Source organism: Alteromonas sp. ABV4_515, assembly GCF_056160345.1.
In genome coordinates, this window is sequence record NZ_JBSWWZ010000004.1 from 65,164 (window position 1) to 84,787 (window position 19,624).

Consider the following 19,624-nt stretch of genomic DNA (forward strand, 5'->3'; position numbering starts at 1 on the left):
GTGTATGTAAGCAATTATTAACGGATGAGTAAGAAACACTAAATTTCAGGTACAAAAAAGCCCGGATAAACCGGGCTTTTTCAAGATAAAAACAGCAATTACATGCTAGCTTTTTCTACAACGCTTACCAGAGTCCAAGTCTTAGTCTTGGAAACAGGGCGGCACTCGCGAATAGTCACGGTATCGCCTTCGTTAGCAGTGTTGCTTTCGTCGTGTGCGTGAAGCTTGGTAGAACGCTTGATGAACTTCCCATAGATAGGGTGTTTAACGAAACGCTCAACAACAACAGTGATTGACTTATCACCTTTGTTGCTAACCACACGACCTTGTACTGTACGAACATTTTGCTCAGTCATTACGCATCAGCCTTTTGAGTCAGAATGGTTTTAACACGCGCGATGTTACGACGCACTTTCTTCAGCTGGTCTGTTTTTTCAAGCTGACCAGTTGAATGCTGCATGCGCAAGTTGAACTGTTCGCGTAGCAGGTTTAACAACTCTGCGTTCAGCTCTTCTACGCTTTTATCTTTCAGTTCAGTCGCTTTCATTACATCACCGTCCGAGTTACAAAGGTTGTTTTAAATGGCAGTTTTGCCGCTGCCAGTTCAAACGCTTCGCGTGCCAGAGACTCAGGAACACCTTCCATCTCATACAGAACACGGCCAGGTTGAATTTGGCATACCCAGTACTCAACGTTACCTTTACCTTTACCTTGACGCACTTCAAGAGGCTTCTCAGTAATTGGTTTGTCAGGGAAAACCCGAATCCAGATTTTACCTTGACGCTTAACGTGACGAGTCATAGCACGACGCGCTGCTTCGATTTGGCGTGCAGTCATACGACCACGGCCAACTGCTTTCAGGCCATAAGTGCCGAAGCTTACTTTGCCACCAGCAATAGCAAGACCACGGTTACGACCTTTATGCATTTTACGAAATTTCATGCGTTTTGGTTGTAACATGATTTAGCCCTCTCGCTTAGCGTTGCGGCCTTTCTTCTTAGGTTGAGCTGGCGCAGCCGGCTCCTGGTTTGTAGGCAGACCGCCCAGAACCTCACCTTTGAAGATCCAAACTTTAGTACCAATGATACCGTAGGTAGTTAAAGCTTCAGAAGTCGCATAATCGATGTCCGCACGGAAAGTGTGCAGTGGAACGCGACCTTCACGGTACCACTCAGAACGTGCAATCTCTGCACCGCCCAAACGGCCGCTAACTTCAACTTTGATACCTTTGGCACCAAGGCGCATTGCATTTTGTACCGCACGCTTCATAGCGCGACGGAACATTACACGACGCTCCAGCTGGCTAGAGATGCTGTCAGCTACTAACTGTGCATCCAGCTCTGGCTTGCGTACTTCTGCAATGTTGATCTGAGCAGGCACACCGGCCAGCTTAGATACGTGATTACGCAGTTTTTCTACGTCTTCACCTTTCTTACCGATAACAACGCCTGGACGAGCAGTGTGAATAGTCACACGGATGCTCTTAGCAGGACGCTCGATCACGATTTTAGAAAGTGAAGCGTTTTTCAGCTGCTTAGTCAGATACTGACGTACCTGATGATCGTTATACAGGTTGTCTGCATAGTCTGCAGTATTAGCGTACCAGGTCGAAGTCCATGGTTTGCTGATACCCAGGCGTATACCTGTAGGATGTACCTTCTGTCCCATTTTCTACTCCTAGTTATCCGCTACAACTACAGTGATGTGGCTGCTGCGCTTAAAGATACGATCAGCACGGCCTTTAGCACGTGGCTTGATACGTTTCATCGTTGGACCTTCGTCAACGAAGATTTTCGCAACTTTCAGCTCGTCGATGTCAGCACCTTCGTTATGCTCTGCGTTAGCAATAGCAGACTCCAGTACTTTCTTAACTAATGCTGCGCTTTTCTTCGGGCTGTACGCTAAAACTTCAAGAGCTTTTTCAACGTTCAGGCCGCGAATTTGATCCGCAACCAAGCGTGCTTTCTGAGCCGACGTGCGGGCAAAGCGATGTTTAGCTAATGCTTCCATTTCCTACCCCTTAACGTTTGCTTTTCTTGTCCGCGACATGGCCGCGGTAAGTACGCGTTGGCGCAAATTCGCCCAACTTGTGGCCGACCATTTCGTCACTTACGATGACAGGTACATGTTGGCGACCGTTATGGACCGCAATGGTCAACCCAATCATATCTGGGATGATCATAGAACGACGTGACCAAGTTTTAATTGGTTTACGGTCGTTCTTTTCCACTGCAGCCTCTACCTTCTTCAGCAAGTGAAGGTCAATAAATGGACCTTTCTTGAGAGAACGTGGCATGGTGAATCCTCGCTATTACTTGTTACGACGACGTACGATAAGCTTATCAGTACGCTTGTTGCTACGGGTTTTCTTACCTTTGGTAGGAACACCCCATGGAGTCACTGGGTGACGACCACCAGACGTACGTCCTTCACCACCACCGTGCGGGTGATCTACCGGGTTCATTACAACACCACGGACTGTAGGACGAATACCACGCCAGCGGCTCGCACCGGCTTTACCCAGTGAACGCAGCATGTGTTCTGCATTGCCAACTTCACCGATTGTTGCACGGCAGTCAGACAATACTTTACGCATTTCACCTGAACGCAGACGCAGAGTAACGTAGTTACCTTCACGTGCCAGGATCTGAGCGTATTGACCAGCAGAGCGAGCGATTTGCGCGCCTTTGCCAGGCTTCATTTCAATAGCGTGTACAGTTGTACCTACTGGGATGTTGCGCATAGGCAGGGCGTTACCTGCTTTGATCGCTGCATCTGAACCAGACTGAATCGCATCACCTGCTTTCAGACCTTTAGGTGCCAGGATGTACTTACGCTCACCGTCCGCATACAGTACCAGAGCAATGTTTGCAGAGCGGTTTGGATCGTATTCTAAACGCTCAATTTTGGCAGGTACGCCATCTTTGTTACGTTTGAAGTCAACGATACGGTAGTGTTGCTTGTGACCACCACCGTGGTGACGTACGGTAATACGACCATTGTTGTTGCGGCCACCAGACTTGCTGTTCTTGTCTAACAGAGGCGCGTGAGGCGCACCTTTGTGCAGATCAGGGTTTACAACCTGAACAACGTGACGACGACCGGCAGAAGTTGGCTTAGCTTTCATTAATGGCATTTCTAATCCCCTTCTTATTCAGCGCCACCGACAAAGTCGATGTCCTGACCTTCTTTAAGCGATACATACGCTTTTTTCCAGTCGCTACGCTTACCGAAAGACATGCCGTGACGCTTGGTTTTACCCTTAACGTTCACAGTGCGTACGTCAGCTACTTCAACTTCAAACAGTTTTTCAACTGCTGCTTTGATTTCAGCTTTGTTCGCGTCTTTAGCTACTTTGAATACAACCGTGTTGCTCGCTTCAGCAGCCATAGTAGACTTTTCTGAAACGTGTGGTGCCTTAAGCACCTTCAGTAGACGTTCTTCTTTCATGCTAACGCCTCCTCAAGTTGTTTCACTGCATCCGCAGTAATCAGCACTTTTTCAAATGCGATCAGGCTAACAGGGTCGATACCAGCAACATCACGTACATCAACTTTGTACAGGTTGCGAGCAGACAGGAACAGGTTCTCGTCTACTTCTGGAGTAACGATCAGAACGTCAGACAGTTCTAATTCACCCAGCTTAGCTACCAGTGCCTTAGTTTTAGGCTCATCGATGCCGAACTTTTCAACAACAACCAGACGGTCTTGACGAATCAGTTCAGACAGGATGCTCTTGATAGCACCACGGTACATTTTCTTGTTAACTTTTTGCTCAAAGTCACGAGGCTTCGCAGCGAATGCGCGGCCACCACCAACCCAGATTGGGCTGCGGATAGTACCAGCACGTGCACGGCCAGTACCTTTTTGACGCCATGGCTTCTTACCACCACCGCGAACTTCAGAACGAGTCTTCTGAGCTTTAGAACCCTGACGGGCAGCATTGCCGTAAGCAACAACTACCTGGTGTACCAGAGCTTCGTTAAACTCACGTCCAAAGGTCGCTTCGGATACTTCAAGAGCGCTTTGCGCGTCTTTCAATGTTAATTCCATCACTTAACTCCCCAGACGTTACGCTTTAACAGCTGGCTTTACGACTACATCGCTGCCAGTTGCGCCAGGTACGGCACCTTTAACCAGGATCAGGCTGTTTTCTACGTCTACACGTACAACTTCCAGAGACTGAGTGGTGACTTGCTTGTTACCAAGCTGGCCAGCCATTTTCTTGCCTTTGAAAACTTTACCTGGAGATTGGTTTTGACCAATTGAACCAGGAGCACGGTGAGACAAAGAGTTACCGTGAGTCATACGTTGTGAACTGAAGTTCCAACGTTTGATTGCACCTTGGAAACCTTTACCTTTAGAAGTACCAGTTACATCAATTTTCTTGGTGTCGTTGAAGATTTCTACAGTGATTTCACTGCCAACTTCAATTTCAGCACCTTCGTTGTCTTCCAGGCGGAATTCTACCAGAGTGCGGCCAGCTTCAACGCCAGCTTTAGCAAAGTGACCTGCTTCAGCTTTGTTTACGCGGTTCGCTTTCTTAGTACCAGTAGTAACCTGAAGAGCGCGATAACCGTCAGTTTCCTCAGAACGAACCTGAGTAACGCGGTTTGGGGTCGCTTCGATAACAGTCACAGGGATAGACGTGCCATCTTCAGTGAAGATGCGAGTCATACCCACTTTACGACCGACTAGACCAATCGCCATTGTTAATACCCTCTCTTATTAGCCCAGGCTGATTTGAACATCAACGCCAGCAGCCAAGTCCAAACGCATCAGCGCGTCAACTGTTTTATCAGTTGGCTCGATGATGTCTACCAAACGCTTGTGAGTACGGATTTCGTATTGGTCACGCGCGTCTTTGTTAACGTGCGGAGAAACCAGAACTGTATAGCGTTCTTTGCGAGTAGGCAGAGGAATAGGACCGCTTACCTGAGCACCAGTACGTTTCGCCGTTTCTACGATTTCAGCCGTAGACTGATCGATCAACTTGTGATCAAACGCTTTAAGACGAATACGAATTCTTTGATTTGGCATCGATTAAGCTCCAATCGAAAGAACAAAAAAATCATCTTCTCACTCCCTCTTATATATGGGATGAAAAGATGTGCGTATAAACCAGTGATTCCCAATTGGAATCTTGTTCTTTGTTTCTGACACGCCCGCTACGTTACCGGTTTACTGGTGTTGTAGCTTCGGCATCTACCCTAAAAGCAGTGTAGCTGCGGCCGAAACCATGCCTTTTGTACAAGTTGTACATGGCAAGTGGGCGCGAATTATACAGAACTAATGAATCAAAGCAACCACGAATTGTAAAAATTGATCTATTTTTATTCAGTGGGTAGGTTGTACTGCGTTATTTATACGTAAGTCATTGTCGGTATCAGGTAAATCGCGGCTTCTGCCTTGTCGGTCAGTTGCTGGTTTAACCAGAAAGGGGTATTGTGAAACGCATTAGTTTCGGGCACTACCACGTTTTTTCGCCCGGTATGTCTCGTATTGTCGGTTTGTCTTAATAATAGAACCTTTATTTATGCTCGGAAACAGTAGTCAGCAGTTGGCATTTGATAAAATCAACAGCATCCTTGAGAAGCACTCTTCCTTACTTGATGCCTATAGCGAAATTGAATCCATCATTCTTGATTTGTTCGATACGCAGCGTATGAGTATTTTTATGCGTCGTCGGCAACACCAGGATTTGGTTGCTCGCTTTAAAACTGGAAAGGCCACACAGGAAATTAAGGTTCCCATTTCGCCAATGTCCATTGCAGGTTATGTCGCGCTTGCTCAACGACCTGTGATCGTTGCTAACCCTTACGACACTGAAGAATTAGTCAGTATTCATCCCCGCCTTCGTTTCGCCGACAAATTCGATAAGAGCACAAATTTCCGTACCAATAATATTCTGTGTGTGCCCATTTTGAATGCCGGCGTTCTGCTTGGCGTTATGCAGCTTATCAATAAGGAAACAGGACCGTTCAACGATACCGACCTCACCGTCGCTCAAAACCTCACGGAACTGCTGGGAAATAAGTTTCGATATGAGCTAGGTGGTACTAACAACCCCTTCGACCTGTTGCTGCATAAAAACCTAATTTCATCCACAGCGCTAGCTGAGTTAATAGAAAGCGCCAACGATCACCGTGCTCTCGTGCAACGATTGATGTCTGAACATAGCATCCGCGAGAATGATCTAGGTAATACGCTTTCTGTGCATTATCAGGTACCTTATATTCCGTACCTGCCGGAAAAATATCACCTGTATCAGAACAACAGTAAGTTAAACCTCTCTTATCTAAAGCGTAATCTTGTTGCCGTGATTGCCGATGCGCACGAACGTCCCACTGTATTAATGGCAGAGCCGAACAATGCTGCGCTGCTTATGGAAATAGAGAGTGCGCTGGGCATAGATACCTACGAAATCGCCGTCGCGTTGCCTAATCAGGTCATGCAATACCTTGGCGAAGGTAGCGGTGGTGGTGCCCCCGGTGAGATGAGCGAGATTCTCGACGAGATCAGTGCCGGCGATGAAGACAGCGATGACCAGGTTGATGAAATGTCTGACGACGCGCCAGCCGTGGTACGTCTGGTGAGCCGGGTTCTGCACGATGCAAAGCGGCTAAACGCGTCGGATATCCACATTGACCCCGAAAAAGGGGGCCCTACCCGCGTGAGAATGCGTGTGGATGGCGTGTGTCGAGATATGAGTCAAATTCCGCAATCTCACCACAGTGCGGTCATCGCTCGTATTAAAATTCTGTCGAACCTGAATATTGCAGAAAAACGGGTGCCACAAGACGGTAAGCTGTCATTCCGCATGAATGGTCAGCTCGTTGAAGTGCGGGTTGCCACCATTCCTACCGTTGCTGGTGAAGGCGTAGTAATGCGAATCCTGGCTTCCGGTGGTGCTATGCCCATCGATAAAATGAACCTTGCGCCATCGAACATGCAGCGCCTTGAAAGTATGATTCGTAAGCCTCACGGCATTCTATTGGTTGTAGGACCTACCGGTTCAGGTAAAACCACCACGCTCCACGCGGTGCTGGGCTATCTGAACACGCCAGAGAAGAAAATCTGGACTGCCGAAGACCCGGTGGAAATTACTCAGGCCGGTTTACAGCAGGTGCAAGTAAGTCCGAAGATTGGTTTTACTTTCGCGGCGGCACTAAGGGCGTTCCTGCGGGCCGACCCGGATATCATTCTTATCGGTGAGATGCGTGACAAAGAAACCGCCCATGCCGGTATCGAGGCGTCGCTTACCGGTCACCTTGTGTTATCGACTCTGCACACCAACTCTGCACCAGAAACCATCACCCGTCTGCTGGATTTAGGTCTGGACCCGGTAAACTTCTCAGATGCTTGTGTGGGTATTCTAGCGCAGCGACTAATTCGCACATTGTGTAAGAGCTGTAAGAAAGAGTACCCAGCATCAGAGAGCGACGTGGCGTTCATCAAACGTCAATATGGTGAAGACTACCTTACAGAACTGAACCTTCCAACGCCGCTTATGCTGCACAAAGCGGAGGGCTGCGATGATTGTGGTGGTACAGGTTATCGCGGCCGGACCGGTGTACACGAACTGCTTGGCATGACACCGGAACTACGCAGTCTGGTATATAAAGAAGGCAGTGTATCTGACATGAAAGATCAGGCGATGAAAGACGGCATGCGTACACTGGTTCAGGATGCTATTTATAAAGTGATCAAGGGCGATACCGATCTCGCGCAAGTGCAAATTGTCAGTGGTGCGGAATAACGTTACCCAAGTTATGCAGAAGCGGCACGTTGTTGCCGCTTAATCTGCATCGAATTTCCGCCTCGCGAACTGGTATGCCGACTGCGCTACTGCCTCGCCGTGTTCACCAACCACACCTTCTGTCACACTCTCATCTGTCCCTGTGGTTTCTTCGCTGAACAACCAGTCATGGCCAGCCGACCATAAATGATTTGTGATGGAATCTCCGGTCATTTCCTTTACACCCAGATTCACCGCCGAATAAGCCAACCCTGCAGGGCCGCCGTACAGAAAGCTACCTGCTAAATCGGATGCGGCACTAATATGACTCGAAGACACATTCTGATAAAAGTCAGACACCAATGGAATGTGATGCAGCAGATTGACCGCATCGAAGCCATCATTCCAGTCAACGCCATCTTCACCAAAAGCGCTATCTAAAAAGGTGGCCCAGTCAGAAGACGCTATGTTTTCGCTGTCTACCGATTCCGTTTCAACCACCTCTTCTGTCACGCCTTGTTCATCACTCGAAGAAGCAGAAACAGCTGACTTAAGTAAATCGGTTTTCAGCACTGACAAAAGAGAGCCCTGAAGTTTGGCTAAGCCTTCATCAGAAGTCAGTAAGTTCAGCGCTTCATCAGCGCCCCCACCGAGACCCAAAGAACGCATAAACGCCGATTGAATGCCAGAGACCAGTTCGTCTGACTGCGCACTGGTATTGGTATCTCCCGACGTAAGGGTAGATAACATTGCCGTAAAACCATCTGCCGTCTCCGTCGCAGTGATCAGTGTTGAATCACGCGTCGATTGGGTACTGTCCACAGTGTCGCCCACATCAACGGTGTTCGTGAAGTAACCGCTCATCGTCTCTAAAATTTGCATAAATCCCCCTACCCAGCGGGCATTGTAAACTCTGTAAAGGTACTGAAAATCAATAAGCTACAGCAGTGCTGAAAGCCAAAACCTCAGTTAGTATTCAATTCGGGTTCGCAAAGGACGGCGGCACTTTCTCCCTATAATTAACGATATTTATTGTCAGAAATCTGACACCGAGCGACGCAGCTATGAAATTACGATGCCAAATTTTGATTCTTTTCATTTCTTTACACATTGCCGCATGCAGCCAAACGCCTTCGGAAGAAGCACAAGTTATTGCAAGTAGCCCAACGAATCCGAATGTATCGCAACGCTCTGTCGATACCCGCGAGCGAGAGGCATCTCCGGGCGAAGCGGCCTTTCGTCCGCCCCGCAGCGAGAAAGTTTCAGTGGTAAGCGTACCTACCGGTTCGCTCTTCGACCCCGCTCATGCAGCGGGTTTGTATGAACTGCATCACAATTTCAGTGTAGGAGACATGATCCTGATCTCTCTCGATGAGCAGACTTCATCCCAGAAATCAGTCGATTACAACGAAGACAAAAACACCCGTTTTCAGATTCAACCGCTAACCGTGAATGCCGGCCCGATACACATCAGCGATGATGACTTGAACATGGACCACCAGCAAAGTGGCGAATTTAACAGCTCAGCCAATACCAGCCAGTCGAATTCGCTGGAAGGACAAATTACCGTTTATGTGGTTGAGATGTTGCCTAACGATAATCTGGTGGTGGCCGGTGAAAAGTGGATCACGATGAATCAGGGTAAGGAATTCATTCGCTTTTCCGGCGAAGTAAGGATTCGCGATATTGATGTAAACAATACCGTCAGTTCCGCCAAAGTCGGGAACGCATTAATTGAGTACAGCGGAAAAGGGGAGCTTCAAGATAATCAGAAGCGCAGCTTGCTTGGCAAACTCTTCTCCATTTTCGGGTAATCTTATGTTTCGTGGTTTTCCTTTAGCCATACTTTTGGTTCTCTCTGCTATGTCGTTTATTTCCCGCGCCGAATGGGTACAGGGAGAAGCCTCTCTGATGGTAAAAGATGCACCACTAGATGACGTTAGGTTAGTTGCGATAAAAAATGCTATTGCTGATGCCTCGTTTAAATCTGGCAGTGTGATCACCGCAGAAGATGTGGTGCTTAACGGACTACTGGTAAGCAGCAAAGCTGAAATTCACTCTACGGGTCGTATACAGCGGGTAGAAATTATTGATGAGACAATAGCTGACGGCACATTGCATGTGGTAGTTAGAGTAAACATCACGCCACTATTCTCTTGTGAAAGCGATAAATACCATCGCTCGGTATTGGTTACCCAACTTCAGCTTTTGCGCCCCCGACAGGCGGCCTATGGCGATATTTATGACTTCGGCAACCAGATCAGCAAGCGCTTTGAGCAGCAATTAATGCGGCAGCAACAGGCTATGAATGTGCAGCTACTAGATAAAGCATTTGCTTCAAGAGCGGCGTTCAACTCTCTGACTCCACAAATCATTTATGATAAAGCCTCCTATCTTGCACAAACCCAGGGTCGTCAGTTTGTTGTCTTCGGTTATATACGTGATATCAGCTTGTTCGAGCAGTTTGATATAACGGATGACGACGAAAGCGCGCTCAGAAGAAACTTCACCCTAGACGTGTATGTGGTGGATGCTTATCGAAGCTCACTGCTTTTCCAGGAGAGCTACCATTCAGAAGCCGACTGGAATTACCCTGAAGGCCAACAAGTAGATACCAACAACAGCCTGTTCTGGCGCAAAGACTACGGCAGAATTGTGTTGAATACGGTGAATGCGGCAGTAACGGATATCGCCAATATCATTACGTGTGAGCCTTCGGTTACGCAAGTTGCAGACAAACTTGAAGATAACCTGGTGATAGGTATAGGGGCTGCCGACGGCGTGGCAGTAGGCGACACCTTTGCATTACTGAAAACTCGTACGCTCAGTCGCACCAATACCACTGGACTAACAATCCAGTACCCGCTAGAGAATGTGCTGTTTAGTGTAAGCGCAGTCAATGCACATGGTGCTGTTCTCGAAACCAGTCAGAAGGTAAACAGCACGATTGCCGATCTGTATGATTTAGTTACGCCACATCGATAATCAAATACAGAATCTTCGATATCATTTTTTGTATGAATGCCTAGCAAAAAAGTGAGTCAGCAGTTTGTCATGCACTCGGTCGTTAATGATGGATCTCGTTAGACTAAATGATAGTATTAGATTCATATTTTCTTGTTGAATATGACATTTAGATGACTACAAGTTCTGCTGAACAAGCTTATTACTGGGTGGGGATCGGTGCTTCTGCGGGCGGACTCGAACCTATCCAAACCCTCTGTGAGCAGCTGCCAAACGATGCAAATATGATTTACATTGTGGCACAGCACCTCTCACCTAAACATGAAAGTAAGCTTACTGAGTTGGTTCAGCGAGAAACACGCCTGAAAGTGCAAACCATTACCAATGGTATTGAGGCGCAACCGAACACGATTTACATCACGCCACCAAAGTATGATGTTCGGGTTAAAGGGAAAAAGATTTATCTCTCTGAGTTGGATTCCGCCAACTTTGCGAAGCCTTCCGTTAACACCTTATTTGTGTCACTTGCTGAAGAAAAGCGGGAACATGCCATCGGTGTTGTATTATCGGGAACCGGTTCTGATGGCGCACACGGAATTAAAGTGATCAGAGCGTCAGGTGGCGTAACTTACGCACAAGATCCTACCTCTGCCGGATACGATGGCATGCCGCGCGCAGCACTAGACACCGATTGCGTTGATTTTGTACTGAATCCGTCAGATATCGGCGTTCATCTTCACGACCTCAGCACAAAACTGCCCCGAGATTTGCAAATCAAAATCGAAGGTGAAGGGGTTCAGGATAAATTTCTCGAACTCATTAGTATTGTCAGAAAGCAATGTGGTGTGTCTTTCAAGCATTATAAAAAAGCCACATTGCAACGACGCATCGAACGTAGAATGCTGGCGCGGAAGGTCGACAGCTTCTCAGAGTACGTCGATTTGATTCGTGACGATAGCGAAGAGGTGCGCCTGCTGTACAAAGATATTCTGATTTCCGTTACTAACTTCTTCCGCGACCCCAATACTTTCAGCCAACTTGCGCCAGTGCTGGAGTCGATTAAAGACAGTAAGAGTAATGGCGATCCTATTCGATTGTGGGTGGTAGGCTGCGCAACCGGTGAAGAAGCCTACAGTTTAGCGATTATGCTGTGTGAGGCTCTCGGTGGCGTGGAGAAACTGAGCAGCGAAGAGCATCAGATTTTCGCATCTGACGTAGACACCGATGCGCTCACCGTTGCTCGCCGCGGTATTTATAGCGAAGCATCCATGGCAGATGTACCGCAGCAGTTCAAAGAGAAGTACTTTCGCAAGAAAGGCAATGCGTATGAAGTGATTGATGAGATCAAGCGTATTATCTTGTTCTCCGGTCACAATATCATTGACGATCCACCGTTCCTGCGTATCGACCTCATTACCTGCCGCAACCTGCTTATCTACTTCGATCAGGAATTGCAGAAAAAAGTGTATCGTATATTCCACTACTCCTTGCGAGACCGTGGACACTTATTCCTGGGCAAATCTGAAAGTACCTCTCAGGTTACGGATATTTTCCGTGCTGTTAATTCACAGGAAAAGATTTTTCAAAAACGAAGCGTGTCTTCCTATAACCCGCAACGCTTTCATTTAAGTGGAAAGGCGTCGGTTAGACTAACTGAAATGCCGGCAAGAACTACGGATACCAGCCAACCACCGCAACTACCCGACGCCCTGGTAGAACAGCTTGGCGATGCCTGCATTCTGATAAACGATAACCTGGATGTAGAACATACTTATGGCAATAGCACCAACTACATCAAGTTTCCGAAAGGAAAGCCGTCGTTTAACCTGAGTGAAATCGTGCTGGAAATGTTCAGACACGAAATTCGACCACTGGTTTACAAAGTCACCCGCACGAAAAAGCAGTCTGAAAGTCAACTGCGCCGCATGACGATTGATGGCAAGAAGTATCAGGTTAAAATGAAGGTGCTGCCGGTTCAGATTGAAGAGCAGGATGAAAAGTTTCTGCTGGTCTGTTTCGAACGCTCAGCTGAAGCTATCAATGAATCGGATACGGTTATTCTTGACGAGAGTGCTGCGCGGATAAAAGAGCTTGAAGACGAGCTATCCATGGCTCGTGAGCATATTCAAACCGTGGTGGAAGAACTCGAAACATCAAACGAAGAATTGCAGTCGATGAACGAAGAGCTGCAATCGTCGAATGAAGAGTTGCAATCTTCCAATGAAGAACTGGAAACCACGAATGAAGAACTCCAATCTACCAATGAAGAACTGGTAACAATGAACGACCAGCTCAACGACAAAACCACGTCGCTTGAGCAAGTGACCAATGAGTTGGTCAACATTAAAAACTCTCTGGCTTTCCCGTTGGTTTATCTTGATAGCAACTACACGGTTGTACGAGCCAACCAAGCTGCCAAAGCAACGTTTAAGTTAAATTCCGATTTGGACAATTTTAACGAGCGCATCCGCGAGCGGTTCGACGGCATTAAAGTGCGTGATTTAGTCGATGGCGTAACTGATTCCGGTAAAGAGTTAACCGTTCCTCTGGAAGGCGAAAACGTATACTACAGCCTTCAGGTTACTCCTTACTTTTCAACTAACAACAAAGTTGAAGGCGCTATTTTTAGCTTTATTGATAACACCGTGCTGGTTAATCATCAACACGAACTCAACGAAAAACGTGAGCAGGCGCAACGCGCTAACCTGGCAAAAACGGAGTTCCTGGCCAATGTCAGTCATGAAATCCGCACCCCGCTAAATGCAATTGTCGGTGTAAACGAGGTGTTCGGCCTTAGTGTTGACGACGATTCGAAGCGAGAGCGATTACTCAAGATCCTCGACAACGCTACCCGCAAACTAAAAGATTTGCTCAATGATCTGCTCGATTTTGCCAAGTTGGAATCGGGCCAACTATCTCTTGAACACACGGAGTTTTCACCGAAAGATTTAGTTGAAGACTTAATTGAGCTTTACGCAGTTGATAACGAAAGAGAAGACCGCAAAATCTCAGCGAACTTCAGTGAAGATCTACCCGATGCATTTATCGGCGATCCGTTGCGAATACAACAAATTGTCACCAACCTGCTTTCCAATGCGATTAAATTTACCGAGTCGGGAAGTGTCAAAGTGTCTCTTAGTGGACATTGGGATAGTGGTGTATATCGCCTGCTGGTCAAAGTTACTGATACTGGCATCGGTATGTCAGAAGAAAACCTGCAGCAGATTTTCGAGAAATTTACCCAGGCGAATTCCAGTATTGCGCGACGCTTTGGCGGGTCAGGATTAGGTCTGTCGATTGTTAAAGAGTTAGTGGCGCTGATGGCCGGTACGATCTCTGTTTCCAGTAAAGAGAACGCGGGTACTACCTTTACTATTACACTGCCATTGCAAACGCCCAAAGCTGTTATGGAAAAACGCCCCCAGTCTGACAAGCAAATTAGTAAGTTAGCCACCGCCGACAATAGCCGCGTTTTAGTTGTGGAAGATAACGATGCTAACGTCTTTATTCTTACTACGTACCTGGAAGAACTCGGCCTGACCTACGATGTGGCTGAAAACGGTAAGCAAGCGTTAGAACAGGTAGAGAAGCAGCACTACGATGTCATTTTGCTAGACTTGCAAATGGACGTTATGGATGGCTTCGAATTCTTTGAAGTATTGAGCACAGAGAAACCCGATATTGCGAGCAAAACAGACGTAATCGCAGTCTCGGCCCACGTTCATCAAGACATAATTGCACGCTGCCTAAAAGCCGGTATGAGCGATTTTCTGCCTAAGCCCGTAGAAATAACCAACTTACATGAAATTCTTTTAAGATACCTGAATGGAAGAAACACCAAAAACGAAGATTAGGTACCCTGAGCCAGGCCCGGTTTATTTTATCGGTGCCTCTCTTGGCGGTGTAAAAGCGTTTATCTCTCTGGTGGAAAAACTACCCGATGATTTTCCTGCGCCTGTTTTTTTGTTGCTGCACCGAATTAAAGACAGCGACAAGAAAGGTGGCGATATGCAAATGGTATTTCAGGCGAAAACCCAGCTTACCGTGAAAAATGCGGAAGACGGTGAAGTCGTTCGCGGTGGTCACATTTACCTGCCCCCAGACAACCTGCACATTGGCGTAGAGGACAATCGCATCCGCTTTTATGAAGAGCCTGATTTTTCCTACTGGCGCCCTTCTATCGACTTTTTGTTTAAGTCGGCGGCAAAAGAATACACTGAACGGGCTATCTGTATTCTGCTTACCGGCAACCTTGATGATGGTGTTGCTGGCCTGCGGGAAACCTCTGCACAGGGTGGTATCACCGTTGCGCAATCACCGGAAGATGCTTACGCGCCTTACTTGCCACTCAATGCCGTGCTCAACGACCACCCATCACACGTGTTACCGCTGAATGATATTCCTGCACTGATGTGCGAACTGGCGCAGCACCCGTTTTCTGATGATCAAAAAGAGGTAGCCGAAGAGTCTGCTGTTGTTGCCCGACAACTAAAAAGCCGCCTGAAGTAAACTTCTGGCGGCCTTGTTGTAATTCGCAGGGTGCGAATGCAGATCCTGTCATTCAGGACTATTTTTTCAGGGTGATTTTTCCAAATACCGACGCATCGATATAACCCAAATTTTTACTGCCATCTACTGGCGTGATTTCGTGTGAGCCGACGAAATGTTCACGTTCCGGACTACCATCGTTATCACAGTAAGCCAACATAAACCCCATTACTTTGCCTTCGCTAAGCGTAACAGGTTCACCCGGTTCCGCGGTGGTAAAGGAATCGTCGTAAATGTCGATAGCCACTTCCCAAGTAATGGTATATGGCGCTGCTTCAGCGCGATGCAACACACTCGTCACGTGGTCGTTTAACAACACTACGCCGTCGTTATCGCCTTTGTCGCCAAAGTCTGCTGCATTGCCGTCTAATGCAATATGATAAGCAAACGCATTGTAGCTGTACTGATGGTTGCCGCCAGAGGCATCTTCATCGATAAAGACTTCCAGAGCATCATCGTCCCAGTACTTATCTTTAGGATCAGGATGCGTATCTATCAGCACGTCATCGAGCATTTCCACCAACAAGTAGAGCTTACCTTCATCCCATGCCAGTTTAAAACGGCCAGAAAAATCTTCTTTGGAGGGCATAGTGCCCACCATCAAATGCTCTAGCGGGTACCACTGTGCCGTTTCCCAAACAGCATCATCGGCCGCCCCGTTAACCACTACGCCGTCTTTTGCAAAGCTTGCATCCATGGCCAGGGCCACAGGTGACAGTAAACTCAGGCCTAATGCAGACAGGGCAAACAAATTCGTTTTCATAAGTATTCCTTGGAGAAGAAAGCGTTAACGTTATCGGTAACATTTCACATGATTTTTACACACTGAGGTTGGAATGTGAACTGCTATCGTGCTGAGGAGCTAGAGTTGATGTGCTACAAGAACATGATTGCCGCCCAGGGAACCCGGGCGGCAGATTGCATATTACAAGTTGTAACCACGCTCTTCGTGGCTGGAGATATCCAATCCTTTTTGCTCGACTTCTTCGCTCACGCGTAAACCATTTGTAAGCACCGAGACAACTTTCAATAGCAGCCAGGACACCACGGCCGTATAGGCGAATACCGCAACAATGCCGATCAATTGCACTGTTAGCTGCTCGCTGATAGACGTGTTATCACCACCAAAGCCGTAGCCGCTGAATAAGCCCAGATCGGGTGAACAGAAAACACCGGCCAGGAAAGTGCCCAAAATACCGCCGACACCGTGTACGGGGAATACGTCTAATGAGTCGTCAATTTTCCACTTCTGTTTGATAAGGTTTGTGCAGTAGAAACACACCACACCGGCAAGCAGACCAATCACCAAACCCGCCGCTGGGCCCACATAACCAGATGCTGGGGTGATTGTACCCAAGCCAGCTACCATGCCGGTAACAATGCCCAGTACCGATGGCTTGCCGTATTTTTTCCATTCAATGGTCATCCACGCCAGTGAACCGGCTGCCGCACTGATATGCGTGACCAGCATAGCCATGGCCGCATCGCCATTAGCCGCCACAGCACTACCACCATTAAAGCCAAACCAGCCAACCCACAGCATACCGGCACCGGCAACCGTCATGGTGAGGTTATGCGGAATAAGGTTGGCACTGCCGTAACCCAAACGATTACCTACAACCAGCGCAGCCACCAGTGCGCCCACACCTGCAGTGATATGCACCACCGTACCGCCAGCGAAGTCCAGCAGGCCCATCTGAGCTAGCCAACCGCCGCCCCACACCCAGTGGCACACTGGCAGATACACCAGTACCAGCCACACCAGTGCAAATATCAGTACCGATGAAAACTTCATTCGTTCAGCGAAACCGCCCACCATCAGCGCAGGCGTAATAACCGCAAAGGTAAGCTGGAACATAAAAAACAAGGCTTCGGGAATGGTGCCGGAAAGGGTGTCTTTGCCCACCCCATCTAAGAACATTTTTGAGAAATCGCCGATAAAGCTATTCCCTTCACCAAATGCCAGGCTGTAACCGGCAATCAGCCAGATGAGCGATGCGCCACAGGCAATAGCAAAGCACTGCATCAGCACCGAAAGCACGTTTTTACTGCGCACCAGGCCGGCATAGAAAAATGACAGGCCCGGTAAGGTCATGAACAATACCAGTGCGGTGGAAGTGAGGATCCAGGCAGTATCGCCGGTGTCGGCAGACGCCTGAGCAAACGCCGGGTACGGCAAGAGTAAAGCAACAGCTAAAAGCCAGTTACGCATAATGATGTCCTGATTGTACTAAATGAGTTTGGATTTATTTGCGCCGTGGTGGCGTCTTTTTATGTCCGTATTGTAGGCCGCATGCTGCAATGGTCTTTGCCCTGCTATTCATGCCTTCCGGTCGCGCTTGTTGGTTTTATTGTTGCGAGACGCACTTTTTACCAAATATACCGGGGTGGGACGTATTAGTAAAAAGTATAAATTCTCTTAACTAAATAAAACCTCTTAGATTAAAGGCCTCAGCCTCTTTTATAGTAAATTCGACTATTGGTTGAGGCTGCACTTCACATTTGATTAAAAATTAGTCTATAGTTGTTCAACTCAATTGAAAAAGGACTTTCGAATGACAAAATTTTTAATTTGCATGTTTTTAGGCGCAGTCACTTGCCTGTCTTCCTTTTACTGCTATGCCAACGAAGACAATGATGCCCCATTAGTTCCAAATTTCTGCTTTGACGAGCAAGCTAATAGCCCTGCAGAGTGCACGCTAGGAAACGAACCAACAATATGTGCGATTAGGATCGATGACGTAATTACGCCTGTAACGTGCGCCACAAATAATAGAAGTGAGGAAGATGTGGTTCAGGAGTCTAGTCGTCTAGAAGACTCTGATTCGATGTCAAATGCTAATATAGTTTTGTTTGCTTCATTTATAGGCTCTAACTTCCTGCTACCAGTTTTTGTGCCCCTAGTAAGTGCTTGGCTCGGTGCTGCAATAACCAAATCGAAGCAGAAAAGGGATTATAAGCCCCTACCTATTAAACAAGGCCACAGGAAAAATACAGTCCTACTCATAGGAATTGGGCGATCTGGAAAATCTGAACTTGTCAGGACTCTTAGCAAACCCTTATCAAAAGAAAACATAAAAGTTACAGAAAACTTTGAGGTCCATTCGTTTTCGACCGTGGACTCTAATAGCACCATAATTGACTACGATATAACAGATTATCGTGGTCAAGATTTTTCTCAATTGGTATCGAGCTTTATAAAGGAGCAATTAGTTCCGCGATCAAAACTTAGATATGGGTCGATAAACTCTTTAATCATCGTTGTAGATTTATTCACTTTTAATAGTAGAGAAAATGTCGATTCCCCCAAACTACAAATAGATATGGTGCGAGTTCAAGAACAAATAAATGAATGGAACCGAACAGCGATGGATGCCGTTTTTGGAATGCTAACTAAGGAAAGCTTAAACTACGTTTGTCTTTTTATTAATAAAATAGATAAGTGGGCAACAGATATGTCGACTTCGCAAAAAATAAAATTCGCAAAAAAGGCCTACAACCCTTTAATTAGTGATTTAGAAAAAAGAACCATCAATGCGGTCAAAAATAATGTTAATAGAAAAATTGAATTTAAAGTAATTGTTGGATCTTCTATAAAAGGAACCGGCTTGGTTGGTACTGAGGGCCTACTTCCTGATCTCGCAACTTATAGCACTCCTATGACAAACGGTTGATAAAATATGAGAGATCCTTATAGAAAGTCCACAGATGGACTGCCGAGTGAATTTCATAATTACACTCATAACTCGAGCGAAATTACGATTAGTAAAAAATTAGCAACTTTTCTTGCCCTAGCAATGCTAATTTTGGCTTCTTTATTAATTTACAATATTTACTCCTTTACCTTAGATTTAACAAATAAAACTATAATTAGCGAAAATAATTCAGCAGCACTAGAGAAAAAACTCTCTGAATCGCAAATAATCACTAAGACTATAAATGAACAAATTGCGCTTGAACGTCAAAAATACGATTCTAATATAAAAGAACAAAATCTTCGAATAGAAAAAATGGAAAAGGAATATTCTCAAAAATTAACACAAGTTGAAGAAGAGAAAAACCAAATCATATTAGATTTGAAAAATAAAATTGAACAATTAGAAACTGAGCTTAGGAATACGCCTTCAGATATTACAATTTTAACAGGAAAAATGATAATAGACGAAGTACTAAATTCAATCGATTCTAGCGGATTTAGATTAACTTATGATGAACTTCGTAAAGTTAATGAAAACCGATTCAGTAGTAAAATAAGTGAGACTTACAAGCCATTCACTAGGAAGCTTTACAAAAATTTTGAACAGTACGATACGGACAGTAATAAAAAATTAGATTCAAGAGAGGTTGCTTCTGCGATCCTATATCAGTAAAAAGA

21 protein-coding genes are annotated in these 19,624 nt (G+C 46.5%); 7 read left to right on the forward strand and 14 right to left on the reverse strand.

What is annotated here, in order from left to right; genetic code table 11:
• Positions 1 to 98 precede the first annotated feature (98 nt).
• The 11 genes from rpsQ to rpsJ are packed head-to-tail and all read right to left on the reverse strand — an operon-like array spanning position 99 to position 5,039.
• A complete protein-coding gene (gene rpsQ / locus ACXAGX_RS10520) occupies positions 99 to 356 on the reverse strand; it encodes a 30S ribosomal protein S17 (protein WP_070125801.1) in 258 nt (85 codons plus the stop codon).
• The gene (gene rpmC / locus ACXAGX_RS10525; RefSeq protein WP_070125802.1) at positions 356 to 547 is read right to left on the reverse strand and encodes a 50S ribosomal protein L29; all 192 of its coding nucleotides are present in this window, start codon (positions 545 to 547) and stop codon (positions 356 to 358) included. Before rpmC ends, rpsQ begins: the two co-directional genes overlap by 1 nt.
• Positions 547 to 960, reverse strand: a complete 414-nt coding sequence (gene rplP / locus ACXAGX_RS10530) for a 50S ribosomal protein L16 (RefSeq protein ID WP_070125803.1) — start codon at positions 958 to 960, stop codon at positions 547 to 549. Before rplP ends, rpmC begins: the two co-directional genes overlap by 1 nt.
• 3 nt (positions 961 to 963) lie before the next feature.
• On the reverse strand, positions 964 to 1,668 hold the full coding sequence (gene rpsC, locus ACXAGX_RS10535; RefSeq protein WP_119499834.1) for a 30S ribosomal protein S3: 705 nt from the start codon (positions 1,666 to 1,668) through the stop codon (positions 964 to 966).
• 9 nt (positions 1,669 to 1,677) lie between these two features.
• Positions 1,678 to 2,010 (reverse strand): 50S ribosomal protein L22, encoded by a 333-nt coding sequence (rplV, locus tag ACXAGX_RS10540; RefSeq protein ID WP_070125805.1) that lies wholly within the window; start codon positions 2,008 to 2,010, stop codon positions 1,678 to 1,680.
• A 10-nt stretch (positions 2,011 to 2,020) separates the two neighbouring features.
• Positions 2,021 to 2,296, reverse strand: coding sequence for a 30S ribosomal protein S19 (gene rpsS / locus ACXAGX_RS10545; RefSeq protein WP_115592705.1), 276 nt, complete (start codon positions 2,294 to 2,296; stop codon positions 2,021 to 2,023).
• Between the two features lie 15 nt (positions 2,297 to 2,311).
• Positions 2,312 to 3,136 carry a 50S ribosomal protein L2 gene (gene rplB, locus ACXAGX_RS10550; RefSeq protein ID WP_070125807.1) on the reverse strand — a complete coding sequence of 275 codons (825 nt, stop codon included), beginning with the start codon at positions 3,134 to 3,136 and terminating at the stop codon, positions 2,312 to 2,314.
• Positions 3,137 to 3,150: 14 nt separating this feature from the next.
• The gene (rplW, locus tag ACXAGX_RS10555; RefSeq protein WP_474824889.1) at positions 3,151 to 3,450 is read right to left on the reverse strand and encodes a 50S ribosomal protein L23; all 300 of its coding nucleotides are present in this window, start codon (positions 3,448 to 3,450) and stop codon (positions 3,151 to 3,153) included.
• Positions 3,447 to 4,052, reverse strand: coding sequence for a 50S ribosomal protein L4 (rplD, locus tag ACXAGX_RS10560; protein ID WP_474824888.1), 606 nt, complete (start codon positions 4,050 to 4,052; stop codon positions 3,447 to 3,449). Before rplD ends, rplW begins: the two co-directional genes overlap by 4 nt.
• 18 nt (positions 4,053 to 4,070) lie before the next feature.
• Entirely contained in the window at positions 4,071 to 4,709 is a 639-nt protein-coding gene (rplC, locus tag ACXAGX_RS10565) for a 50S ribosomal protein L3 (RefSeq protein ID WP_474824887.1), read from the reverse strand.
• Between the two features lie 18 nt (positions 4,710 to 4,727).
• On the reverse strand, positions 4,728 to 5,039 hold the full coding sequence (gene rpsJ / locus ACXAGX_RS10570; RefSeq protein WP_008845776.1) for a 30S ribosomal protein S10: 312 nt from the start codon (positions 5,037 to 5,039) through the stop codon (positions 4,728 to 4,730).
• A 496-nt stretch (positions 5,040 to 5,535) separates the two neighbouring features.
• On the opposite strand from rpsJ, the gene ACXAGX_RS10575 reads away from it, so the two are divergent.
• Positions 5,536 to 7,758 carry an ATPase, T2SS/T4P/T4SS family gene (locus ACXAGX_RS10575; protein ID WP_474838205.1) on the forward strand — a complete coding sequence of 741 codons (2,223 nt, stop codon included), beginning with the start codon at positions 5,536 to 5,538 and terminating at the stop codon, positions 7,756 to 7,758.
• 39 nt (positions 7,759 to 7,797) lie between these two features.
• Here the strand turns inward: ACXAGX_RS10575 and ACXAGX_RS10580 are convergent, their stop codons facing one another.
• Entirely contained in the window at positions 7,798 to 8,619 is an 822-nt protein-coding gene (locus ACXAGX_RS10580) for a hypothetical protein (RefSeq protein ID WP_474838207.1), read from the reverse strand.
• A 182-nt stretch (positions 8,620 to 8,801) separates the two neighbouring features.
• On the opposite strand from ACXAGX_RS10580, the gene ACXAGX_RS10585 reads away from it, so the two are divergent.
• From ACXAGX_RS10585 to ACXAGX_RS10600, 4 genes are all read left to right on the forward strand, one after another.
• Positions 8,802 to 9,551 carry a flagellar basal body L-ring protein FlgH gene (locus tag ACXAGX_RS10585; RefSeq protein WP_070125813.1) on the forward strand — a complete coding sequence of 250 codons (750 nt, stop codon included), beginning with the start codon at positions 8,802 to 8,804 and terminating at the stop codon, positions 9,549 to 9,551.
• Positions 9,552 to 9,555: 4 nt separating this feature from the next.
• Positions 9,556 to 10,722 (forward strand): flagellar assembly protein T N-terminal domain-containing protein, encoded by a 1,167-nt coding sequence (locus ACXAGX_RS10590; RefSeq protein WP_474838209.1) that lies wholly within the window; start codon positions 9,556 to 9,558, stop codon positions 10,720 to 10,722.
• Between the two features lie 152 nt (positions 10,723 to 10,874).
• Positions 10,875 to 14,555: a chemotaxis protein CheB gene (locus tag ACXAGX_RS10595; RefSeq protein WP_474838211.1), complete on the forward strand. Its 3,681-nt coding sequence runs from the start codon at positions 10,875 to 10,877 to the stop codon at positions 14,553 to 14,555.
• A complete protein-coding gene (locus ACXAGX_RS10600) occupies positions 14,527 to 15,210 on the forward strand; it encodes a chemotaxis protein CheB (RefSeq protein WP_474838213.1) in 684 nt (227 codons plus the stop codon). The genes ACXAGX_RS10595 and ACXAGX_RS10600 overlap by 29 nt, the downstream gene beginning before the upstream one ends.
• A gap of 58 nt (positions 15,211 to 15,268) precedes the next feature.
• Here ACXAGX_RS10600 and ACXAGX_RS10605 read toward each other — a convergent pair whose 3' ends face one another.
• Both ACXAGX_RS10605 and ACXAGX_RS10610 read right to left on the reverse strand, forming a co-directional pair.
• Entirely contained in the window at positions 15,269 to 16,012 is a 744-nt protein-coding gene (locus ACXAGX_RS10605; protein ID WP_474838215.1) for a sugar-binding protein, read from the reverse strand.
• Positions 16,013 to 16,174: 162 nt separating this feature from the next.
• Positions 16,175 to 17,461 (reverse strand): ammonium transporter, encoded by a 1,287-nt coding sequence (locus ACXAGX_RS10610; protein WP_474838216.1) that lies wholly within the window; start codon positions 17,459 to 17,461, stop codon positions 16,175 to 16,177.
• Between the two features lie 343 nt (positions 17,462 to 17,804).
• On the opposite strand from ACXAGX_RS10610, the gene ACXAGX_RS10615 reads away from it, so the two are divergent.
• Both ACXAGX_RS10615 and ACXAGX_RS10620 read left to right on the forward strand, forming a co-directional pair.
• Positions 17,805 to 18,923 carry a hypothetical protein gene (locus ACXAGX_RS10615; protein ID WP_474838217.1) on the forward strand — a complete coding sequence of 373 codons (1,119 nt, stop codon included), beginning with the start codon at positions 17,805 to 17,807 and terminating at the stop codon, positions 18,921 to 18,923.
• A 6-nt stretch (positions 18,924 to 18,929) separates the two neighbouring features.
• On the forward strand, positions 18,930 to 19,619 hold the full coding sequence (locus ACXAGX_RS10620; protein ID WP_474838218.1) for a hypothetical protein: 690 nt from the start codon (positions 18,930 to 18,932) through the stop codon (positions 19,617 to 19,619).
• The last annotated feature ends 5 nt before the right edge of the window (positions 19,620 to 19,624 follow it).